Source organism: Streptomyces sp. NPDC039736, assembly GCF_055596485.1.
In genome coordinates this window covers 211,217-226,565 of the sequence record NZ_JBVIUQ010000003.1, presented here as the reverse complement: position 1 = coordinate 226,565, position 15,349 = coordinate 211,217, and the positions used below count along the sequence as shown (strand labels likewise).

The 15,349-nt window shown below is 68.6% G+C and carries 13 protein-coding genes; 8 read left to right on the top strand and 5 right to left on the bottom strand.

The window, feature by feature from the left end:
* Positions 1 to 28 precede the first annotated feature (28 nt).
* The 5 genes from ACZ56L_RS10440 to ACZ56L_RS10420 form a co-directional block, all read right to left on the bottom strand.
* Positions 29 to 1,420, bottom strand: a complete 1,392-nt coding sequence (locus ACZ56L_RS10440; RefSeq protein ID WP_471063106.1) for a hypothetical protein — start codon at positions 1,418 to 1,420, stop codon at positions 29 to 31.
* A gap of 80 nt (positions 1,421 to 1,500) precedes the next feature.
* Complete coding sequence (locus tag ACZ56L_RS10435; protein WP_401762839.1) at positions 1,501 to 2,727, bottom strand: metal-dependent hydrolase family protein; 1,227 nt, start codon at positions 2,725 to 2,727, stop codon at positions 1,501 to 1,503.
* 100 nt (positions 2,728 to 2,827) lie between these two features.
* Positions 2,828 to 4,561 (bottom strand): flavin monoamine oxidase family protein, encoded by a 1,734-nt coding sequence (locus ACZ56L_RS10430; protein WP_471063103.1) that lies wholly within the window; start codon positions 4,559 to 4,561, stop codon positions 2,828 to 2,830.
* A 64-nt stretch (positions 4,562 to 4,625) separates the two neighbouring features.
* Positions 4,626 to 6,176, bottom strand: a complete 1,551-nt coding sequence (locus ACZ56L_RS10425) for a glutamate-cysteine ligase family protein (protein ID WP_471063101.1) — start codon at positions 6,174 to 6,176, stop codon at positions 4,626 to 4,628.
* A gap of 136 nt (positions 6,177 to 6,312) precedes the next feature.
* A complete protein-coding gene (locus ACZ56L_RS10420) occupies positions 6,313 to 6,981 on the bottom strand; it encodes a hypothetical protein (RefSeq protein WP_471063099.1) in 669 nt (222 codons plus the stop codon).
* Between the two features lie 700 nt (positions 6,982 to 7,681).
* On the opposite strand from ACZ56L_RS10420, the gene ACZ56L_RS10415 reads away from it, so the two are divergent.
* From ACZ56L_RS10415 to ACZ56L_RS10380, 8 genes are all read left to right on the top strand, one after another.
* Positions 7,682 to 8,011 carry a hypothetical protein gene (locus ACZ56L_RS10415; RefSeq protein WP_471063097.1) on the top strand — a complete coding sequence of 110 codons (330 nt, stop codon included), beginning with the start codon at positions 7,682 to 7,684 and terminating at the stop codon, positions 8,009 to 8,011.
* Between the two features lie 729 nt (positions 8,012 to 8,740).
* Positions 8,741 to 9,499, top strand: coding sequence for an iron-containing redox enzyme family protein (locus ACZ56L_RS10410; protein WP_345219265.1), 759 nt, complete (start codon positions 8,741 to 8,743; stop codon positions 9,497 to 9,499).
* 55 nt (positions 9,500 to 9,554) lie between these two features.
* On the top strand, positions 9,555 to 10,835 hold the full coding sequence (locus ACZ56L_RS10405) for a pyridoxal phosphate-dependent aminotransferase (protein WP_345219266.1): 1,281 nt from the start codon (positions 9,555 to 9,557) through the stop codon (positions 10,833 to 10,835).
* A 16-nt stretch (positions 10,836 to 10,851) separates the two neighbouring features.
* The gene (locus ACZ56L_RS10400; RefSeq protein ID WP_471063095.1) at positions 10,852 to 12,648 is read left to right on the top strand and encodes an FAD/NAD(P)-binding protein; all 1,797 of its coding nucleotides are present in this window, start codon (positions 10,852 to 10,854) and stop codon (positions 12,646 to 12,648) included.
* Positions 12,649 to 12,651: 3 nt separating this feature from the next.
* Positions 12,652 to 13,179, top strand: coding sequence for a cupin domain-containing protein (locus ACZ56L_RS10395; RefSeq protein ID WP_468685456.1), 528 nt, complete (start codon positions 12,652 to 12,654; stop codon positions 13,177 to 13,179).
* On the top strand, positions 13,176 to 13,946 hold the full coding sequence (locus tag ACZ56L_RS10390) for a sulfite exporter TauE/SafE family protein (RefSeq protein ID WP_468685453.1): 771 nt from the start codon (positions 13,176 to 13,178) through the stop codon (positions 13,944 to 13,946). Before ACZ56L_RS10395 ends, ACZ56L_RS10390 begins: the two co-directional genes overlap by 4 nt.
* A gap of 35 nt (positions 13,947 to 13,981) precedes the next feature.
* A complete protein-coding gene (locus ACZ56L_RS10385) occupies positions 13,982 to 14,578 on the top strand; it encodes an O-methyltransferase (protein ID WP_401762816.1) in 597 nt (198 codons plus the stop codon).
* An 89-nt stretch (positions 14,579 to 14,667) separates the two neighbouring features.
* Positions 14,668 to 15,216: a nitroreductase family protein gene (locus ACZ56L_RS10380; protein WP_401762813.1), complete on the top strand. Its 549-nt coding sequence runs from the start codon at positions 14,668 to 14,670 to the stop codon at positions 15,214 to 15,216.
* Positions 15,217 to 15,349: the final 133 nt, after the last annotated feature.

Genomic DNA, 15,349 nt, shown 5'->3' with positions numbered 1-15,349 from the left:
TCGCGGGCCTTGTCCGCGTCGCGGCTCTTCAACCGCCGACGACGTAGTTCCAGTAGCCCTCCAGGAGGGCGCCGAGCTGGCGGGCGGTGTGCAGGATGCGGTCGGGTTCCTCGCCCTGCGAGAGGCCGTGTTCGAGGACGGCCAAGGTGCCTTCGGCGATCTCGGCGGGTGGGCGCTCGCCCCACGACCGCATATAGGTGATCACTGGGCCGGGCACGTCGGGCAGGTTCTCTGCCGCATCCGCGATGCGGGAGAAGAGCGTGCACCACGTGGAGAGATCTGTGTGGAGGTAGAGCGCCGCTTCCGCCGGCCCGGCGTGCATGCCCAGCCAGGACAGGTCACGCACGACCTGGTACAACCCCGCGTCGACCGGCACTGCCGGGATGCGCCCGTCCTCGATGCCGACCGAGGGCGCCCCCTCGCGCAGGAGCTTGCGGGACTCGGCAATCGTGAGGAGGGTGAAGGAGAAGAGCTGAGCCGGGTCCTCGTGCCGGTGACGGGCCACCAACTGACCGTACGAGGAGAGTTCGGCCTCCTGGCACTGGTACTCCGCGAGCAGCAGACGTTTGAACTGGTCGCCACGCACCTGTTTGGCAAGCGCGCTTTCTACCATCGTGTTGCCGCGAACGAAACGCTCGACATCGGGCTTCATGGCTTCTACCAGCTGTTCGGGATTCATCCGGCCCCTCCTGAAGGGTTGTGGACACGTCTGTTCTGGCAGCGGTATGCCGCTACCAGGAGTAGTGGAGCGGTGATCGTCTTGGGCTTCGGCAGCGCCGGCCACCGAGCGCCACCACGCGCGGTGCAGCGGCTCGAGCACCGAGGCGCTGCGGGTGATCCCTTGCTCGGGCTCTCCGTGGGCGAGACCGTATGCGATGACCCGAAGGACGCCGTCGGCTGTCGGTGCGGGGTTCTCCCGGTGGGCGTGCAGGTGCGCGACGAGCGCAGCGGGGACGTCTCGGTGTCGGTCCAGCGTCTCGGCCAACATCGCGCAGGATCGGCTCCACGAGGCGACACCGGTGCGGATCGTCAGTGCCGCCTCCCCGGGTCCGGCGTGGCACGCGACGCGGGTGAGGAAGGCGGTCAGGCGCCGTACAGCCGGGGTGCTCTCCGCGATGTGCAGGTCTGCCTGGGTCAGGCCCAGGACCGGTGCGACCGAGGTGAGCAACCGGTGTCTGTGGCTGATCGCTCGGTTTCGCGCGTACGTGAAGAACTGATGTGGTTCCTCGTGCTCGTAGCGGCGCAGGAGGAAGGCGTACGCCTTGATCTCGCTCTCGCACGTCTGGTGTTCGGCGATGACGAGCCGACGGCACGCATCGGTGTCCATGCGTCCGGCACTGGCCAGGGCGAGGACGTCCTGTGACACCGGGTTTCCGGCGCCGCCGGTGTGAACGGCGTCGAGGAACGAGGTGAGCGGCACGGAGCGTCCGGCATCCGGTCGCGCGCGAGCTTCACCTCCACTGCCGCCGCCGGGGCGCCTCTCGGCCCTGGGAGGCGGGATCATGTCAACGATCCCGGGGGGTAAGGCCGCCCGTCCTTGACGACGTAGCGGACGCGGCCGGTGGCTTGGATGTCGACGAACGGGTCACCGTGCACGGCGATGACGTCGGCTACGGAGCCGGGGACGAGCTTGCCCAGGTCGCTTCGGCCAAGGAGATCGGCAGCGACGGTCGTCGCGGCACGCAGGGCGCGCAAGGCAGTGAAGCCGTGAGAAAGCATGGCGGGGAACTCGCGCCAGTTGTCGGCGTGCGGAAACATGCCGGCGTCGGTGCCGAACGCCACCTTGACCCGGGTGCGTGCAGGGCGCGACAGCCCTTCGAGCAACTGCTCTGCGTGCGCACGGTACGCCTCGCGCGTCTGCGCAGATCGCCCGCTCCAGAAGTCGTCGTCGTCGAGGTTGTCCACGAAGTACCGCTGGACGTACTGGGTGGGCACCAGATACGTGCCCGCGTCGATCATGCGCTCGTAGGTGGGATCCGTGGCCAGGCAGGCGTGCTCGACGCTGCGCACACCAGCCGTTACGGCCCGTACGACAGCCTCGTCGTGCAGGGCGTGGGTCGCGCAGGGCAACAGCATGTCGTCTGCCGTGGCGACGATTGCGTCCATCTCGGCCTGGGAGTAAGCGGTGCTGGTGAGTTGGCTGACGGGTGAGGAGAAACCACCGCCGCCGGCGAACTTGATCCAGTCGGCGCCGGCCTGGGCTTGCCCACGTACGGCGCGACGCAATTCGTCGATCCCGTCCGCCACGGTACCGATCTGGGTGCCGTAACGCTGCGCGAGATCGGGCGACTTGTCGCCGTGACCCGAACGCGGGGAAAGGATGTTGGGTGCCGCCAGGATGCGCGGGCCCTCGATCAAGCCGTCCTCGACGGCTTGCCGGAGTGCCACGTTGAGTGCTTGATGAGCGCTTCCCAGGTCGCGGACGGTGGTGAACCCGCCCGCCAGCAACTGCCGCAAGGGCCGGATACCCGTGAGCGTCTGGTACGCGGCCGACGACGTCTCGGCATTCTCATCGAGGAGGTGGACATGGCAGTCGATGAAGCCGGGCAGCACCGTGCAGCCCGGCAGATCCACGACCTCCGCGTCTCCCGGGGCGAGGCCGGGGCCGACTTCGGCTACCCGGCCGGCGCGCAGCAGGACCTCCAAGCCGCTTGTGGGGGCCGAAGCGACCGCGTCCCAGACTGCGTCTGGGCGCAGCAGGATGCCTCGCTGGGGGGAGGAACTCATGTACACCGTCCTTTCGGTCGACGCCCGTCCGCGGACATGGGCACGCACGGGCACCGGGCGTGGCACTCACATCGAGGCAGGGATGCCACCGTGTTGCTCGTCACAGCTCGACAGGGGCGTAGTCAGGGTGGTTCCACATGTCTCCGGGGCCCGGATTGCCGGGTTCACAGCGACCGCCGAGCAGACGGACGACGCCCCAGGCGGCATTGAGTCCTGAGGCAAGCGCGTGTTCGAGCCAACCCGACGACCAGGAGGTGTCGTCACCCGCGAAGAAGAGGGCATTGGGCGGCTCACCCGGTACAGCGGGCCGTCCGGTGAAGTCCTTCATGAAATGGCTGAACAGGTCCCGCTGATAGGGGTACTCGCCCGGCGCCGAGAAGCGGCACAAACCGCGGAAGTGGGCCTCGTTCTCCCACGAGATGGTGACCGCCTGAGAACGGTCCGCCTGCCGCCGCAGTTCCCCGGCGATCTCGGGGTGGATGCGTGCGAGGTCGCGGACGAAGAGTTCGACGCGTTCCTGCTGGGAGGAAGCCGACACCTTGACGGCATCCCGGCCCCAGCTGAAGCTCAGATCCAGAACGGCGGTCCGGCCACCGGGGGCGCGAGGGGGACCGTAGTCGAAGGTGTAGCAGGCGCGCGGCAGGCGGTCGGTGAGAGTGACACCGTCGAGGGTGGTGCCCTGCCAGAAAGGTTCGTCCACCACGAGCGCGGTCTTGGACGACTGCCGGTAGCTGAGCCGGCGCACCGCACGCCACATCCTGGGGCCCAGAGGAGAACGGCCTGCGGAGGCGGAACGCAGTTCGATCGCTGTCTCCAGCACGTTCAACTGGGGGGTCAGCACCACGGCGGCCACCCGCTCGCCGCGCCCGTCAGCACTGTGCACCACGGCACCGCGGCGGGGGTCCTCGTCGACCACGACGGCAGTGACCGCAGGACGTGGTGTGCCGCCGTTGACCTCTTCCAGGCTGGTGGATCGACCGGAGGGATCGGTGGTGCGGTAGCTCCAGAATCCTTCGGCGAGTGCGCTGATGCCCTCGCGGGGGTAGTACGCAGTGCTGCCCTCGGAGGTCAGCACCAGCCGCAGCGTTTCCAGCAGGCTCAGCCCGAAGAAGGTGTCCCATGCCGCAGGAGCCACGCCGGTGGTGCCCAGCAGTCTGGCCTGGTTGTGGGTGAGCCCGGCACCCTCGTCCTCGCGCAGGAAACGGTAGAAGGTCCACTGCTCGTACCTGCGCACCACCTCCTGCCAGCGGCGACGCACAGCGCCCAGGTCGCGCCGTGCGAGGTCGCGCTGGAGCTGGTCCAGGCCCAAGCGGGTCAACGCGTCCAGCCAGCGGGTGTGGGCATGGCGTATCTCCTCGTCGAGGGGATACAAGTCGGTGATCTCCCGGACCAGGTGGCGTACTCCGTCGATTTCAAGGGCGGTGATCGGCGTGGTTCCGGCCGCGTAGTCGTCGCGGAAGGGCTCCCAGTGCAGGCCGAACATCTGCGCGTACTGCCACAGCAAGCGCGCGGAGTCGGGGAAGCGCATACAGCCCAGCTCCACCACGGCGCTGTCATCCTTGTGCAGCCGCCGGGAGTACATCCGCCCGCCCAGCCGAACGCCTCCGGGCCCGTCCGCACTGCGTTCCGCTTCGTACACCAGCGGGCGGCAGCCGGTGCGCAGCAATTCGTATGCGGCGGCAAGACCGCTGCCACCGGCGCCGATGACCGCCACTGGCGCGCCCCGGGCCGCTTCGGGCAAGCGACCGATACGCCGGTCGCCGACCACGTGGGCGGCGTAGTCGAAGGGGAAGTCGACCTGCAGATCGGCAGGCGGCGGCGGTTGCGCACTCATCGAGACCTCGTTTGCGTACCGGGGGCGAACTCGGATCGGGACGAAGGGAACCTCGTGGCGGCGGCTACGGAGAAGCGCGGGGCGACGATCCGCGGTGAGCGCGCACAGGCCACGTGTGCACAGGAGCGCCGGTACGGGCGAGGTCGGCATAGGCGCGGGTCAGCATCCGCAGGGCTTCTGCTCGATCGACGTGCTGCTCGAACGCCATGAGAGTCCGGTCCTGCCAGGTCGCCCCGGTCCTGCCGGTGGTCGCACGTGCGCGGATGATTTCGAGCAGCGACTCGGTTTCTTCCTTGTCGACCTCCAAGGAGGCCAGACCAGCGGCGGCGAGCGGCACCAACCCGCAGACCAGATCGGCGGCCCGCCGACGGGTGGGTGGAGCGCCAACGGATGAGGGCCACCACAGCTGTGCGTCCAAACCGTACTTCGCCGCGAGGTAGAAGTTCTCTTGTGCGTGGGCGAACGGCAAGAGCTCCGCCACGTCTGCCTGCTCCGCGAGCCCTGTGGTCAGGCCCACGAGAAAGGCGGCGTTCGCCGCCATGTCGATGGTGGTCGGGCCGGAGGGCAGCGCGCGAAACTCAATGCGCACGTGCCCGGAGGGGTCGTAGACCGGCCGGTTCCACCACCACACCGTGCTCATGTGGTCGCGCAGTTCCCGCAGACTCGGAACACCAGAGTCCGTCACGTCCGGGCACGGCAGTACGTCCGAGACGACCGGTTCCAGGACGTCGTAATGGCGCACCGCGTCCTCGAAGAGCTGCCGCACACCCCCGGCCAGCCACCGCCCGCTGGGCCCGAACGCGACCCGTGGAGGCCGTCGGGCGTCGTGTGAGCGGTCGCCGAAGCCGTGCTCGAACATGGGGATGCGCGCCTCCTGCCATGACCGCCGACCAAGCATCAACGAGGAGTTGCACGCTGCAGCCAGTACGGGCGCGATGGCGAGTTGCGCGGCGTTATAGGTGCGGGTGAATGTCTGAGGAGCGACTGACAGATGGACTTGCCATGAGCAGGACAATCCTTGGACCGCGACGGACCGCGCGTGCACGGTGGTGGGTTCTGCTCCGTCGAGAGTGAAGGCGAAAGGGAGCGCACGCCCTGCCGTGAAGGCGCGCTCGAGAGCTCTGTACCTGGGGTGCGGCGACAGTGCCGAGGGCCCCACATCGGCGGATGTCAGAGTGGGCAGACTGCCGAGGGTGACCGGTGCAGCGGCATACGTCGACGCAGCGTGGGCGATCTTGGCCAACACTTCGTCACTCTCGGCGGCCATGGTGCGAAACGGGCCGCCGGCGGCTCGTACCGGCGTCACATTCACTTCAAGAAGGAAGCGGTTCACTTCGGGGGCGATCCGCTTGTCTGCGACCGCGGTGCGCACCGCGTCGCCCAACAAAGCCGGGGAGCCGTCGGTGTGGACCAGGAAAAGCTCCAGCTCCGCTCCCAGCGTGGTGCTCGCGGTGCCGAATCCGGGGCGGTGCAGCACGTCTTCGAGTTCGGTCAGGCAGGCGCGGAGCCGTGTTCGGGAGGTGCTGTTCCGCACCTGATCCGCGGCGACGCGCGGCGTCGGGCCAGGACTGGGCGGCGGCCTGCGAGGCGGATTCGTTGATTGGTTTCCGGTCACCGCACCCAGCCTCCTCATACGCCTCGATGCCCTCCGGTCTGACACGTGAAGGAGCCGCCCGTGGACGGACCCGAGGGGCTGGAGGTGTCCGGCCGCGTTCGGCCGGACCGCCGGGACGAGCCACCTCGTGGGTGCCTCACCACCCGGCCCCGGCACCGTCCACGGCTGCGGAGTGCCACCATGCGCGCAGGGCAGGGTCCATGCGCACCGCGCTGCGGGTGATCCAGTCTCGGGGCTCGCCTTGGGCCAGGCCGTGTTCGATGACCTGGAGCACACCGTCGGCCACCTCGGGCGGGTTGTCGCGATAGGCATCGATGTAGGCGACGACTTCCTCGGGCACGTCATCGGCGTCGCGCAGTACGTCAGCGAGTTCCGCGCAGCTGTTGCACCACAGAGCGAAATCCGTTCGCGCTGTCAACGCGGCCTCCGCGCTCCCCGCGTGCAGCGCCACCCATGAGATGAACTCGGTAAACCGCCGCACCGGCCGGGTGACGGGAGCCCGGCGCATCTCGTCCGGGGAAAGACCCAGAGAGGAGGCGGCCCCTGAGACCATGCGGTGGCGTGCCTGCATGAGTTCGTGTGCCACAAAGGAGAAGAATCCGCCAGGAACCTCGTGGGGGAAGCGCGAAAGCAACAGTCCGTAGGCTGTGAATTCCGCCTCCTGCGACTGGAATTCGGCGAGGGCGAAGCGCTTCAGATGCTCGGTGCGGATTTTCCCTTCGCGCGCCAGGGAGAGGAACTCGTTGGCGCGTACATGATCGGCTACATTCGCCCCGACCGCGTCAAGAAATGAAGTGGCCGCCATGTATAATTTCCTCCCCGCAGGCATTTTGGCGCGCATCGTCGCCCGGTGCGAAGTACTGGATGGTTTTACGTGGCCCGAATGGACGGCGGTGGCTATCCCGGAAACTGACGACCACCATACGTGGCGTATCCGCGTTCGAGAACCCCTGAATGTCGTCGAGTGTGGATATGGGTGCTTCCCGGCCGAGAACACCAGCAGGAACAAGCCGGAACAGCCAAAAAGACTTCTACTTTTGCTCCATGAGAAGGCCAGAAAGAGATCGTACTCGCGGCCGCTGCGGCAAGGTGGCGAACTTCTTGAAACTCTGGAGCACCATGGAGCCCTTGGGCAACGGCAGTTCCTTCGCCAACGATGAAGACGGGACAAAATCCCATGCGGCGCCTGCGCATGATCCGGAATGTGGAGCTCTTGCTGGGCCAATGCCGAGAGTTGCGGGTCTCCTGACCAGGTGGCCCTCGGAGGAGACCCTGAGCGTTCGGACGCAGCGCGCCCAACCGGTTTCCTGAGTCGTCGAACGCAACCTGGTCATGGCCGGGTGTGACAGCGGCCGATGTGTCGCTGCCTTCGCCAGGGCACTGTCGCGCGCCGGGCGAACAGGGCGGTGCACACGGGGTGGAGACGGTGGCCTGTCCCGAGGCCACAGTGCCGCGCGGGCCGGTGATGTTCCCTTTCGGGTGTCCGGCAGGCCCGCCGACGTACTGTGGCTTCGGGCCCGTCCCGGGCGGCGAGCAGGAACAGCCGCCACGACAGCGGGCACGAGGCACTCGCCCTGTACTACGCGGGCGCCGTCCCCAGCGGCCGGCTCCCCGTGCACGAGAACATTCAGGACGGCGGCGAGGCCGCCAACATCGAGGAGTCCCTGCACGCCGTCGCCGTCCGGCGCGGGGTCGGCCTGCTCCCGGTGTCGGTGGCCGGGCAGCACTCGGACCCGGACATCCCGTACCTGCCGATGACGGGCACCCTGCCCGCCGTCCTCACGTACGTCTCCCCACGCAACGACCCGCACCCCTTCGGCCGTGCGCTGAGGTAGGACCGGACCGCCGGGCGGGCCCCCGGCCCGGACCGATCTGCCGGAGGCCCGGCTGACGGCCCCGGCGGAGGCGTGAGGGGAGTGGCGGGCCGGGGCCCGGGTGCCCCTCCACAAAGCGTCCGGACGCCCGGCTTCCGCGATGACGGCGCTCGAATCGCTCGCAAGGGCGCGATCGGGACGATCGGTCGCGCATCCGATGGTCGTACAGGTGTCCGCACCTCCCGCCACTCCGACCGGCCAGCGAAACCCGCAGTTGGGGCCCGGTGTCGCCGTCGCACGATCGCCATCGCGAAGAACGGGCGTGCGGGTGAAGGGAGTTCTCCGCCCGCCGGCCTCCGTACGCGCGGTGTCCTGATCCCCACGGCGATCCTGTCCTGAATCGCGTTGTTGATAGGTGGTGGGCATATTCGTTTCCGCAGACCAGGCGTCCCGCTCCTCCTGTACACCTCTCCCGTGCGCCCGCCCGGCCCGCTTCTGTGCTGGCAATGGCGAGTTTCCGTCCTGTGGCGCCCAAGATCCATCCGTCAGGATGGTCGTGACGGGTCGGCGGCGGGCACGCCGACGAGTGGAGGAACGGTGCAGCACTCATCCGGGTCCGCAAGGAAACGGGTGGAGGAGCCCTTCTTCCCCCGGTCCGATCCGTGCGTCGACCAGTTGCGCTCCCGTTCCATTTGCTCGGCAAAGTCGTTCCGTCAGTCAACCGCGCCTCAAGACAGAGTGGGCACACGAATGACAACGTTTCCCAGCACGGCTATCCACGACTCGGTCACCACGCTCATCGACGACCTGGACCGGCACCCGGTCTACGAGAACGAGTACTTCAAGCTCCTTGAGGGAACGCCCTGGACCGGTGACACGTTCGACTTCCACCGGGCGAACTTCTACCACCGCACCGAAGGCACCGTGAAGGGCATAGCCCACGTGTGCGCCCAGGCCGCGGCCCACGACGACATGGACACCCTCGTCCTGTTCTCGCACATTCTCAACGAGGAGACCGGCGACGGAAACCGGGCGCACTGCCACGAGGTGCTGATGGAGAACACCCACAACCTGCACGGCCAAGTCGAGTTCGGGGTGGCTCCGATGCTGGTCAAGGAGGCGCGGGAGAGCAAGCTCGTCATCCCGGAGACCCTGGAGTACCGGCAGCGCACGCTGGACCTGCTGTCGGCCGGCTACCACAGCATGCTGGGCGTCGCGATGGCCCTGGAGTCCCACGCCGACCGGATGCTCAAGATCTGCCGCACGGCGTTCCGCAACACCAACAAGAACCTGCCGCAGGACAAGTTCGTCCACGACGTCGAGGTCTACTTCAACGTCCACGTCGGCGACGCGGGCGTCGAGGAACGCCACGCCGCGGACGCCAAGAAGTGCGTGGTGAACAACTGCCGCAGCGAGGCGGACGTGGCGGCCATCGCCGCCGCCGCGACGGAGACGCTGGACGTCCAGCTGCGCATGTGGAACGCGATGCACAAGGCCGTCACCCACTGAGTCCGCGGTTCCCCGAGGCTGCCCGCACGACTCCAGAGAGGTAGACCGCACGACTGTGCAGAAGAACCGAGGAATCTCCCGCGCCGTCCTGAACATCCCGGAATCGGTGACCCACGGCACCGCCGCGAAACTCCTGGCGATGAACAGCACGCTCGCCCCGGAGGACCAGGTCATCGACCTCAGCATCGGTGCCCTGGACACACCCGCCGACCCCCGGATCGACCGCGGCGTGATCGACTTCATCCGTACGCGGCCCGAGGTGCTCCACGCGTTCGCCCCCATCAAGGGATTCCCCTTCCTGCGGGAGTCCGTCGCGGCGCGCGTGAACCGGCTGCACGACATCTCCTACGACCCGGAGAACGAGATCCTGGTGACGCCCGGCGGCGTCAAGGGCTCCATCTCCGTGGCCTTCCACGCCCTGCTGGACCCGGGCGACGAGGTCGTCGTCCCGGTGCCCAACTGGCCCCACTACCCGGACATGGTGCTGCTCCACGAGGCCGTGCCGACGACCGTCCGCGTCACGGCCGAGGACGGGCTGACGGCGCCGGCCCTGGAGCAGGCGCTCAACGACCGCACCAAGATCGTGGTGCTCGGCGACTGCGTCAACCCGACCGGCAAGATCTACTCCACGCAGGAGCTCTCCGCGCTCGCCCAGGTTCTCGCCCGGCACAACCAGCGGCGCGAGTCCGATGGCGCGAGCCCGGTCTACGTCCTGTTCGACTGCCCCTACGAGGCCCACGTCCTGGGCGAGCGCGCCCGGACCTTCGCCGCCATCGAGGCCACCCTCCCCGACGGGACCCCCGCCCCGATGCGGCCGTGGACGCTGACGGTGACCGGCCCCGGCAAGACGTACGGCATGCACGGCGACCGGATCGGCTACCTGTGCGGACCGCCCGACATCGTCGAGGCCGCCGCCCGTGCCCAGGTCAACCTCACGTCGTTCGCCTCCACCTACGGCCAGGTCGCGACGCACCTCGCGCTCCAGCCGGACATGGACGAGGTGGCCACCGAACGGGCCAGGTCCGCGCGGGCGAACCTGGAGGTCATGCTCCGCGAACTGGAGTCCGTGCCCGCACTGCGGGTCAGGCCCCCCGACGGCGGCTACTTCCTCTTCGTCGACCTGTCGCACTACGCCCACGCCTACCAGCAGCACGGGTACGTCACGGCGGACCAGTTCCTGCTGGAGGAGGCGAGGGTCGCCACCATCTGCGGCAACCACTTCGCCCAGGAGGAGGAGTTCGACCACTACGTACGGATCAACTGCGGCCGTACGGGTTCCACCCTGAGCCAAGCCGGCACACGCATCAGGGGTGCCCTCAGCCGTCTGGAGACCTGAGCTGAAAGCCAACACGGTGGGAACTGTCAGGTACTGCGTCATCGGCACCGGATTCGCCGGAACCTGCGCGCTGTGGCATCTGGTCCGAGAACTGACCGCTCCCGGCCGTCGGTCCCCGTTCTCCCGCCCGGCGGTCTCGATCGCCACGGTGGAGCGGGGGCCGGTCAGCGGCCCCGGATACCCCTACGCCAAGGACAACGCCCAACTCGGGCACCGGTGCAACAACGAGGCGAGCACCATGGGCATCCATGGCAACGACTTCGTCGACTGGCTCGCCGAGAACAAGCCCCGCCTCGTCGCCGATCACCCGGAACTCGTCCTGGAGACCCACCCCGGGATCGACCTGGAGCAATGGCGGCCGGAGAACGGCGAGTTCTATCCGCGGGCCCTGTTCGGCCTGTACCTGGAGCACCGGTTCCAGGACGCGGTGCGGATCGCCCGGGAGCACGGCATCGACGTGCGGCAGTACACGGAGCACGAGGCCGTCGACGGGTGGAGCGCGCGGGACGGCTTCTCCGTACGGCTCCGCGACCTGGCGACGGGCCGCGAGTTCGACCTGGACGGGCTCGATCGGGTGCTGCTGAGCACCGGGCACTGGCAGTCCGCGCAGGGCGACCCGCTCGCGGAACACCCGGGGTACCTCGCGGCGCCCTATCCGCCGGGCCGGATCCTGCCCGCCGTCGCCGACCGCGTCCGCTCGCGGCGCGGTGCGGGCGGCCGTCCGCGGGTCTACGTCCAGGGCATGGGGCCCAGCGGCATCGACGCCGTCATGACCCTGTGCGACGAGGGCGCGTTCACGTACACCGCCGACGGACACGTCGACTCCTACCGGCCCGCCCCGACGGCGGGGGGGACGGAGCCCCTGCACATCGTCGTCGGGTCGCGCTCCGGCTTCTTCCCGCCCGTCCGGGGCCCGCTCACCGGCCACGAACTGCACCATCTCACCCCGGACGCCCTGGCCGGCATCCGGAGCGAGAACCGCGGGCGACTGCGGCTCGAACCCGTGCTGGACCTGCTGGACAAGGACCTGCGCCGGGCGACCGGCGGGGCGCTCGGGTGGCACGACGTGGAGAAGCCCCGCTTCGCCTCGGCCAGGGAGAAGCTCGAAAGCGACCTCCATGACGCACGCCACGGCAACCTCGTCTACACGCTCGTCCTGAAAGCACGCCGCATGTGCTTCTACCGGGAACTGACGTCCGCCGACAAAGCCCTGTACGACCGGCACTTCGACACGCACTTCATCCGCACCGCGGTACCGATGCCGACGGCCAACGCGGAGAAGCTGCTCGCCCTCATGGACGCCGGGGTCCTGTCCACCGTGCGGCACGGCTACGCCGACCCGCCGGTCGGCGTGGACGAGGACGGCGGATTCGTGATCGCCTACGAGACGGCCGACGGCGAGCGGTCCCGGCTGCGGGCCGACTGCGTCGTACGGGCCAAGGCACACGACTTCGGCCTGGAGCGCCACCCCTCGCCCCTCGTGCGCAACCTGCTGCGGCGGGGCGAGATCGTGCGGCACGAGGAAGCGGGCTACGCCACCGGCGGACTCGCCCTCGACCCGCACGGCGACTACCGGGTGACCCGGCGCGTGGGAGGGATCACCGGCCCCTCGCCGCACCTGTCGTCGTACGGTTCCCCCGTCAGGTTCTGGCAGACCGAGAACAATTACGCCGGGGCCTTCGTGAGAGCCGCCGAACAGGTCGCCGCCGACTGGGCCGAAACCGCGAGAGGCATTCCGCAGCAGACCGGGAACCCCGAGAGCACCGCCGTCCCGGACGACTCAGAGCTGATCACCACCGAAACACGGAGCTGAACCATGGAAATGAAAGAGTTCCACTACCAGGACGGTCTGCGGGTCAGCGTCTTCAACCTCGATCACGAAGCGGTGCCCTACCACTTCCACAACGAGGTCTCCGACATGGTGTACTGCTCCCGGGGGCAGATAGCCATCGAACTCCCGGAGACCGGCGAGGTGTTCACCGTGCACCCCGGGCAGGTCTTCCAGGTGCCCCGCACGAAGAAGCACCGGTTCGTCAACGGAGCACCCGTCGGAACCCACTCGCGGTACGTCCTTCTCCAGATCGGCGCGTTCGACATCAACTTCGTACCGCCCGCCGAAGGGCTCGCGGAAAAGGTCGCCGACCGTGAGGCCACGCACGTGGCGGACGCCGAGGTGTACATCGAGAACCGCGAGGGGGACATCCGCAAGCTCGCCGAACACTTCGCGGTGGAGAGGCCCGAGGTCCTGACCGAGGAGGAACAGGGCGACGTGGTGCAGGCGCTGCGCTGCTTCGTGGACCGCGGGATCGCGGCCGAGCACCCGAGGGCCGCCGTCCAGCCGTGACCGATGCTGCTCCCTTCTCGTTCGGGCCGACCACCTTCGCACTGATCGTCCTCACGTTCTTCGTGGGCGGCCTGTTCAAGGGACTGACCGGTCTGGGCCTGCCGCCCGTCGTGCTCGGTGTGCTCACCGCAACGATCGGCATCGAGCCCGCCAAGGCGCTGATCGTCATCCCGACGTTCCTGACCAACGTGGCCCAGGCGGTCCGGGGCGGCCACGGCCGGAGAGTCGTCCGGCTCACCTGGCCGTTCCTCCTGGCCGCCACCGTGTTCACCCTGTCGGGGGCCCTGACGCTGAGCTACTTCCGGGCGGATGTGATGTCCGCCCTGCTCGGCGTCGGGCTCGCCGTCTACGGAATTCTCGGCCTTTTCCGACTGCGGGTGAACATCAGGGGAAAATGGTGGAACCACCCGGTCGGCGTCCTTCTCGGAGCGGTCAACGGATTCCTTACCGGAATGACCGGATCCTCGGCCGTGCCGGGTGTTTTCTACCTCCAGTCGATCGGTCTGCTGCGGGACCAGCTGATCCAGGGCATGGGGATCCTGTTCACGCTGTCGACGGTCTCCCTGGCGTGGTCGCTGCGCACCCAGGACCTCCTGGGGGCGAACCTCCTCCTCATGTCGGCGGCGGCCCTGGTGCCGGCATTTCTGGGAATGTCGCTCGGAAACAAGATCCGCCACAGCATTCCCGAGGAAAAGTTCCACACGGTACTCTGTACCGCCCTGGTGCTGCTGGGCCTCTACATCACGGTCCAGAATCTTGCCGCATGACACCGGACCAGTTCATTGACGAGGAGACACACATCATGGAACAGGCCATCACCGAGTTACTGCGCGAGCTGGAGGAATTCGGCGAGGCCAACGACTCGTCCACGGACGAGCGCAGCCGGAAGATGCTCAACATCACGCACGACACCGGCGCGTTCCTCGCGGTGCTCGTCAAGGCGTGCAAGGCGCGCAACGTCCTGGAGATCGGCACCTCCAACGGCTACTCGACGCTCTGGCTCGCCGACGCCGTGGGCGAGGGCGGCACGGTCACCACGGTCGAACTGGCCGAGGACAAGGCGGAGATGGCCGCAGACAACTTCCGGCGCGCCGGACTCGACTCCCGCATCCGGCAGGTCACCGACGACGCGGGCCGTTTCATCGCCGGGCGCGACGCCGGCGAGTACGACTTCCTCTTCCTGGACAGCGACCGCGCGCAGTACGTCGGCTGGTGGGACTCGCTGCGGCGGATCCTCGCGGACGGCTGCCTGCTCGTGATCGACAACGCCGTCTCGCACGCCCACCAGTTGGAGGAGTTCAACAAGCTGGTCGAGGCGTCGGACGACTTCTCCGGAGTCCTGCTGCCCGTGGGCAAGGGCGAACTGGTGCTCCTCAAGGAGTCCGGGGACGCGTCCTAGCCGTACTCGTGCCCGATTTCGCATCGGGCCCGCATCCGCAGCCTCATCCGTACCCGGATCCGTACTGAGGAGTACCTGCCTTGGACGTCATGACGGCCATTCTGACGCGCCGCAGCATCCACGAACTCGCCGGTCCGGCACCCTCCGACCAGGAGTTCGCCTACCTGCTCAAGGGTGCTGCCGCCGCCCCCGACCACGGCGGACTGCGCCCGTGGCGCTGGATCCTGCTGCGGGACGCGGAACTCGCGGCGGTGGGCGACCGGCTCGGCGCCGACGCGGAGGACCGCGGGGACTCCGCGGAAGGAGCCCCGGCCGGGGAGGAGTCCGTGCGGGCGCCCCTGAAGGCGGTGCTCGTCTTCTCGCCGAGCGCGGAGAGCGGGGTGCCCGAGTGGGAGCAGCTCGCCGCGGCGAGCAACGTCGCCTACGGCCTGATGCTGCTGCTGCACGCCCGCGGCTTCGGCAGCGTCTGGCGCAAGGGGCGGTGGTGCCGGAGCGAGCGGAGCCGGGAGCTGCTGGGCATCGGCCCGGACGAACAGCTCCTGGGCTCCCTGGACATCGGGACGCCCGGTGCCCGGGTGCGGCCGGACCGCAGGAGGGTCGAGGACGTCACGGACCGCATGTGCGTCCTGCGCACCTGACGCCTGGGCGTCCCGCTTCCGTGCCACCGGGGCGGGCCGGGTAAGGGGCGGGCTGCTGCTCCACCGGTCCGCTGGTGTACGGGGTGGCCAGGAGGGCTGGTGCGGGCGGGAGGGGGAGGGGGGATCAGCGGAC

Coding starts and splice junctions, on each gene's coding strand:
- ACZ56L_RS10435 (WP_401762839.1), bottom strand. CDS start 2,727: ATGAGTTCCTCCCCCCAGCGAGGCATCCTGCTGCGCCCAGACGCAGTC.
- ACZ56L_RS10380 (WP_401762813.1), top strand. CDS start 14,668: ATGACGGCCATTCTGACGCGCCGCAGCATCCACGAACTCGCCGGTCCG.
- ACZ56L_RS10410 (WP_345219265.1), top strand. CDS start 8,741: ATGACAACGTTTCCCAGCACGGCTATCCACGACTCGGTCACCACGCTC.
- ACZ56L_RS10395 (WP_468685456.1), top strand. CDS start 12,652: ATGGAAATGAAAGAGTTCCACTACCAGGACGGTCTGCGGGTCAGCGTC.
- ACZ56L_RS10420 (WP_471063099.1), bottom strand. CDS start 6,981: ATGGCGGCCACTTCATTTCTTGACGCGGTCGGGGCGAATGTAGCCGAT.
- ACZ56L_RS10430 (WP_471063103.1), bottom strand. CDS start 4,561: ATGAGTGCGCAACCGCCGCCGCCTGCCGATCTGCAGGTCGACTTCCCC.
- ACZ56L_RS10385 (WP_401762816.1), top strand. CDS start 13,982: ATGGAACAGGCCATCACCGAGTTACTGCGCGAGCTGGAGGAATTCGGC.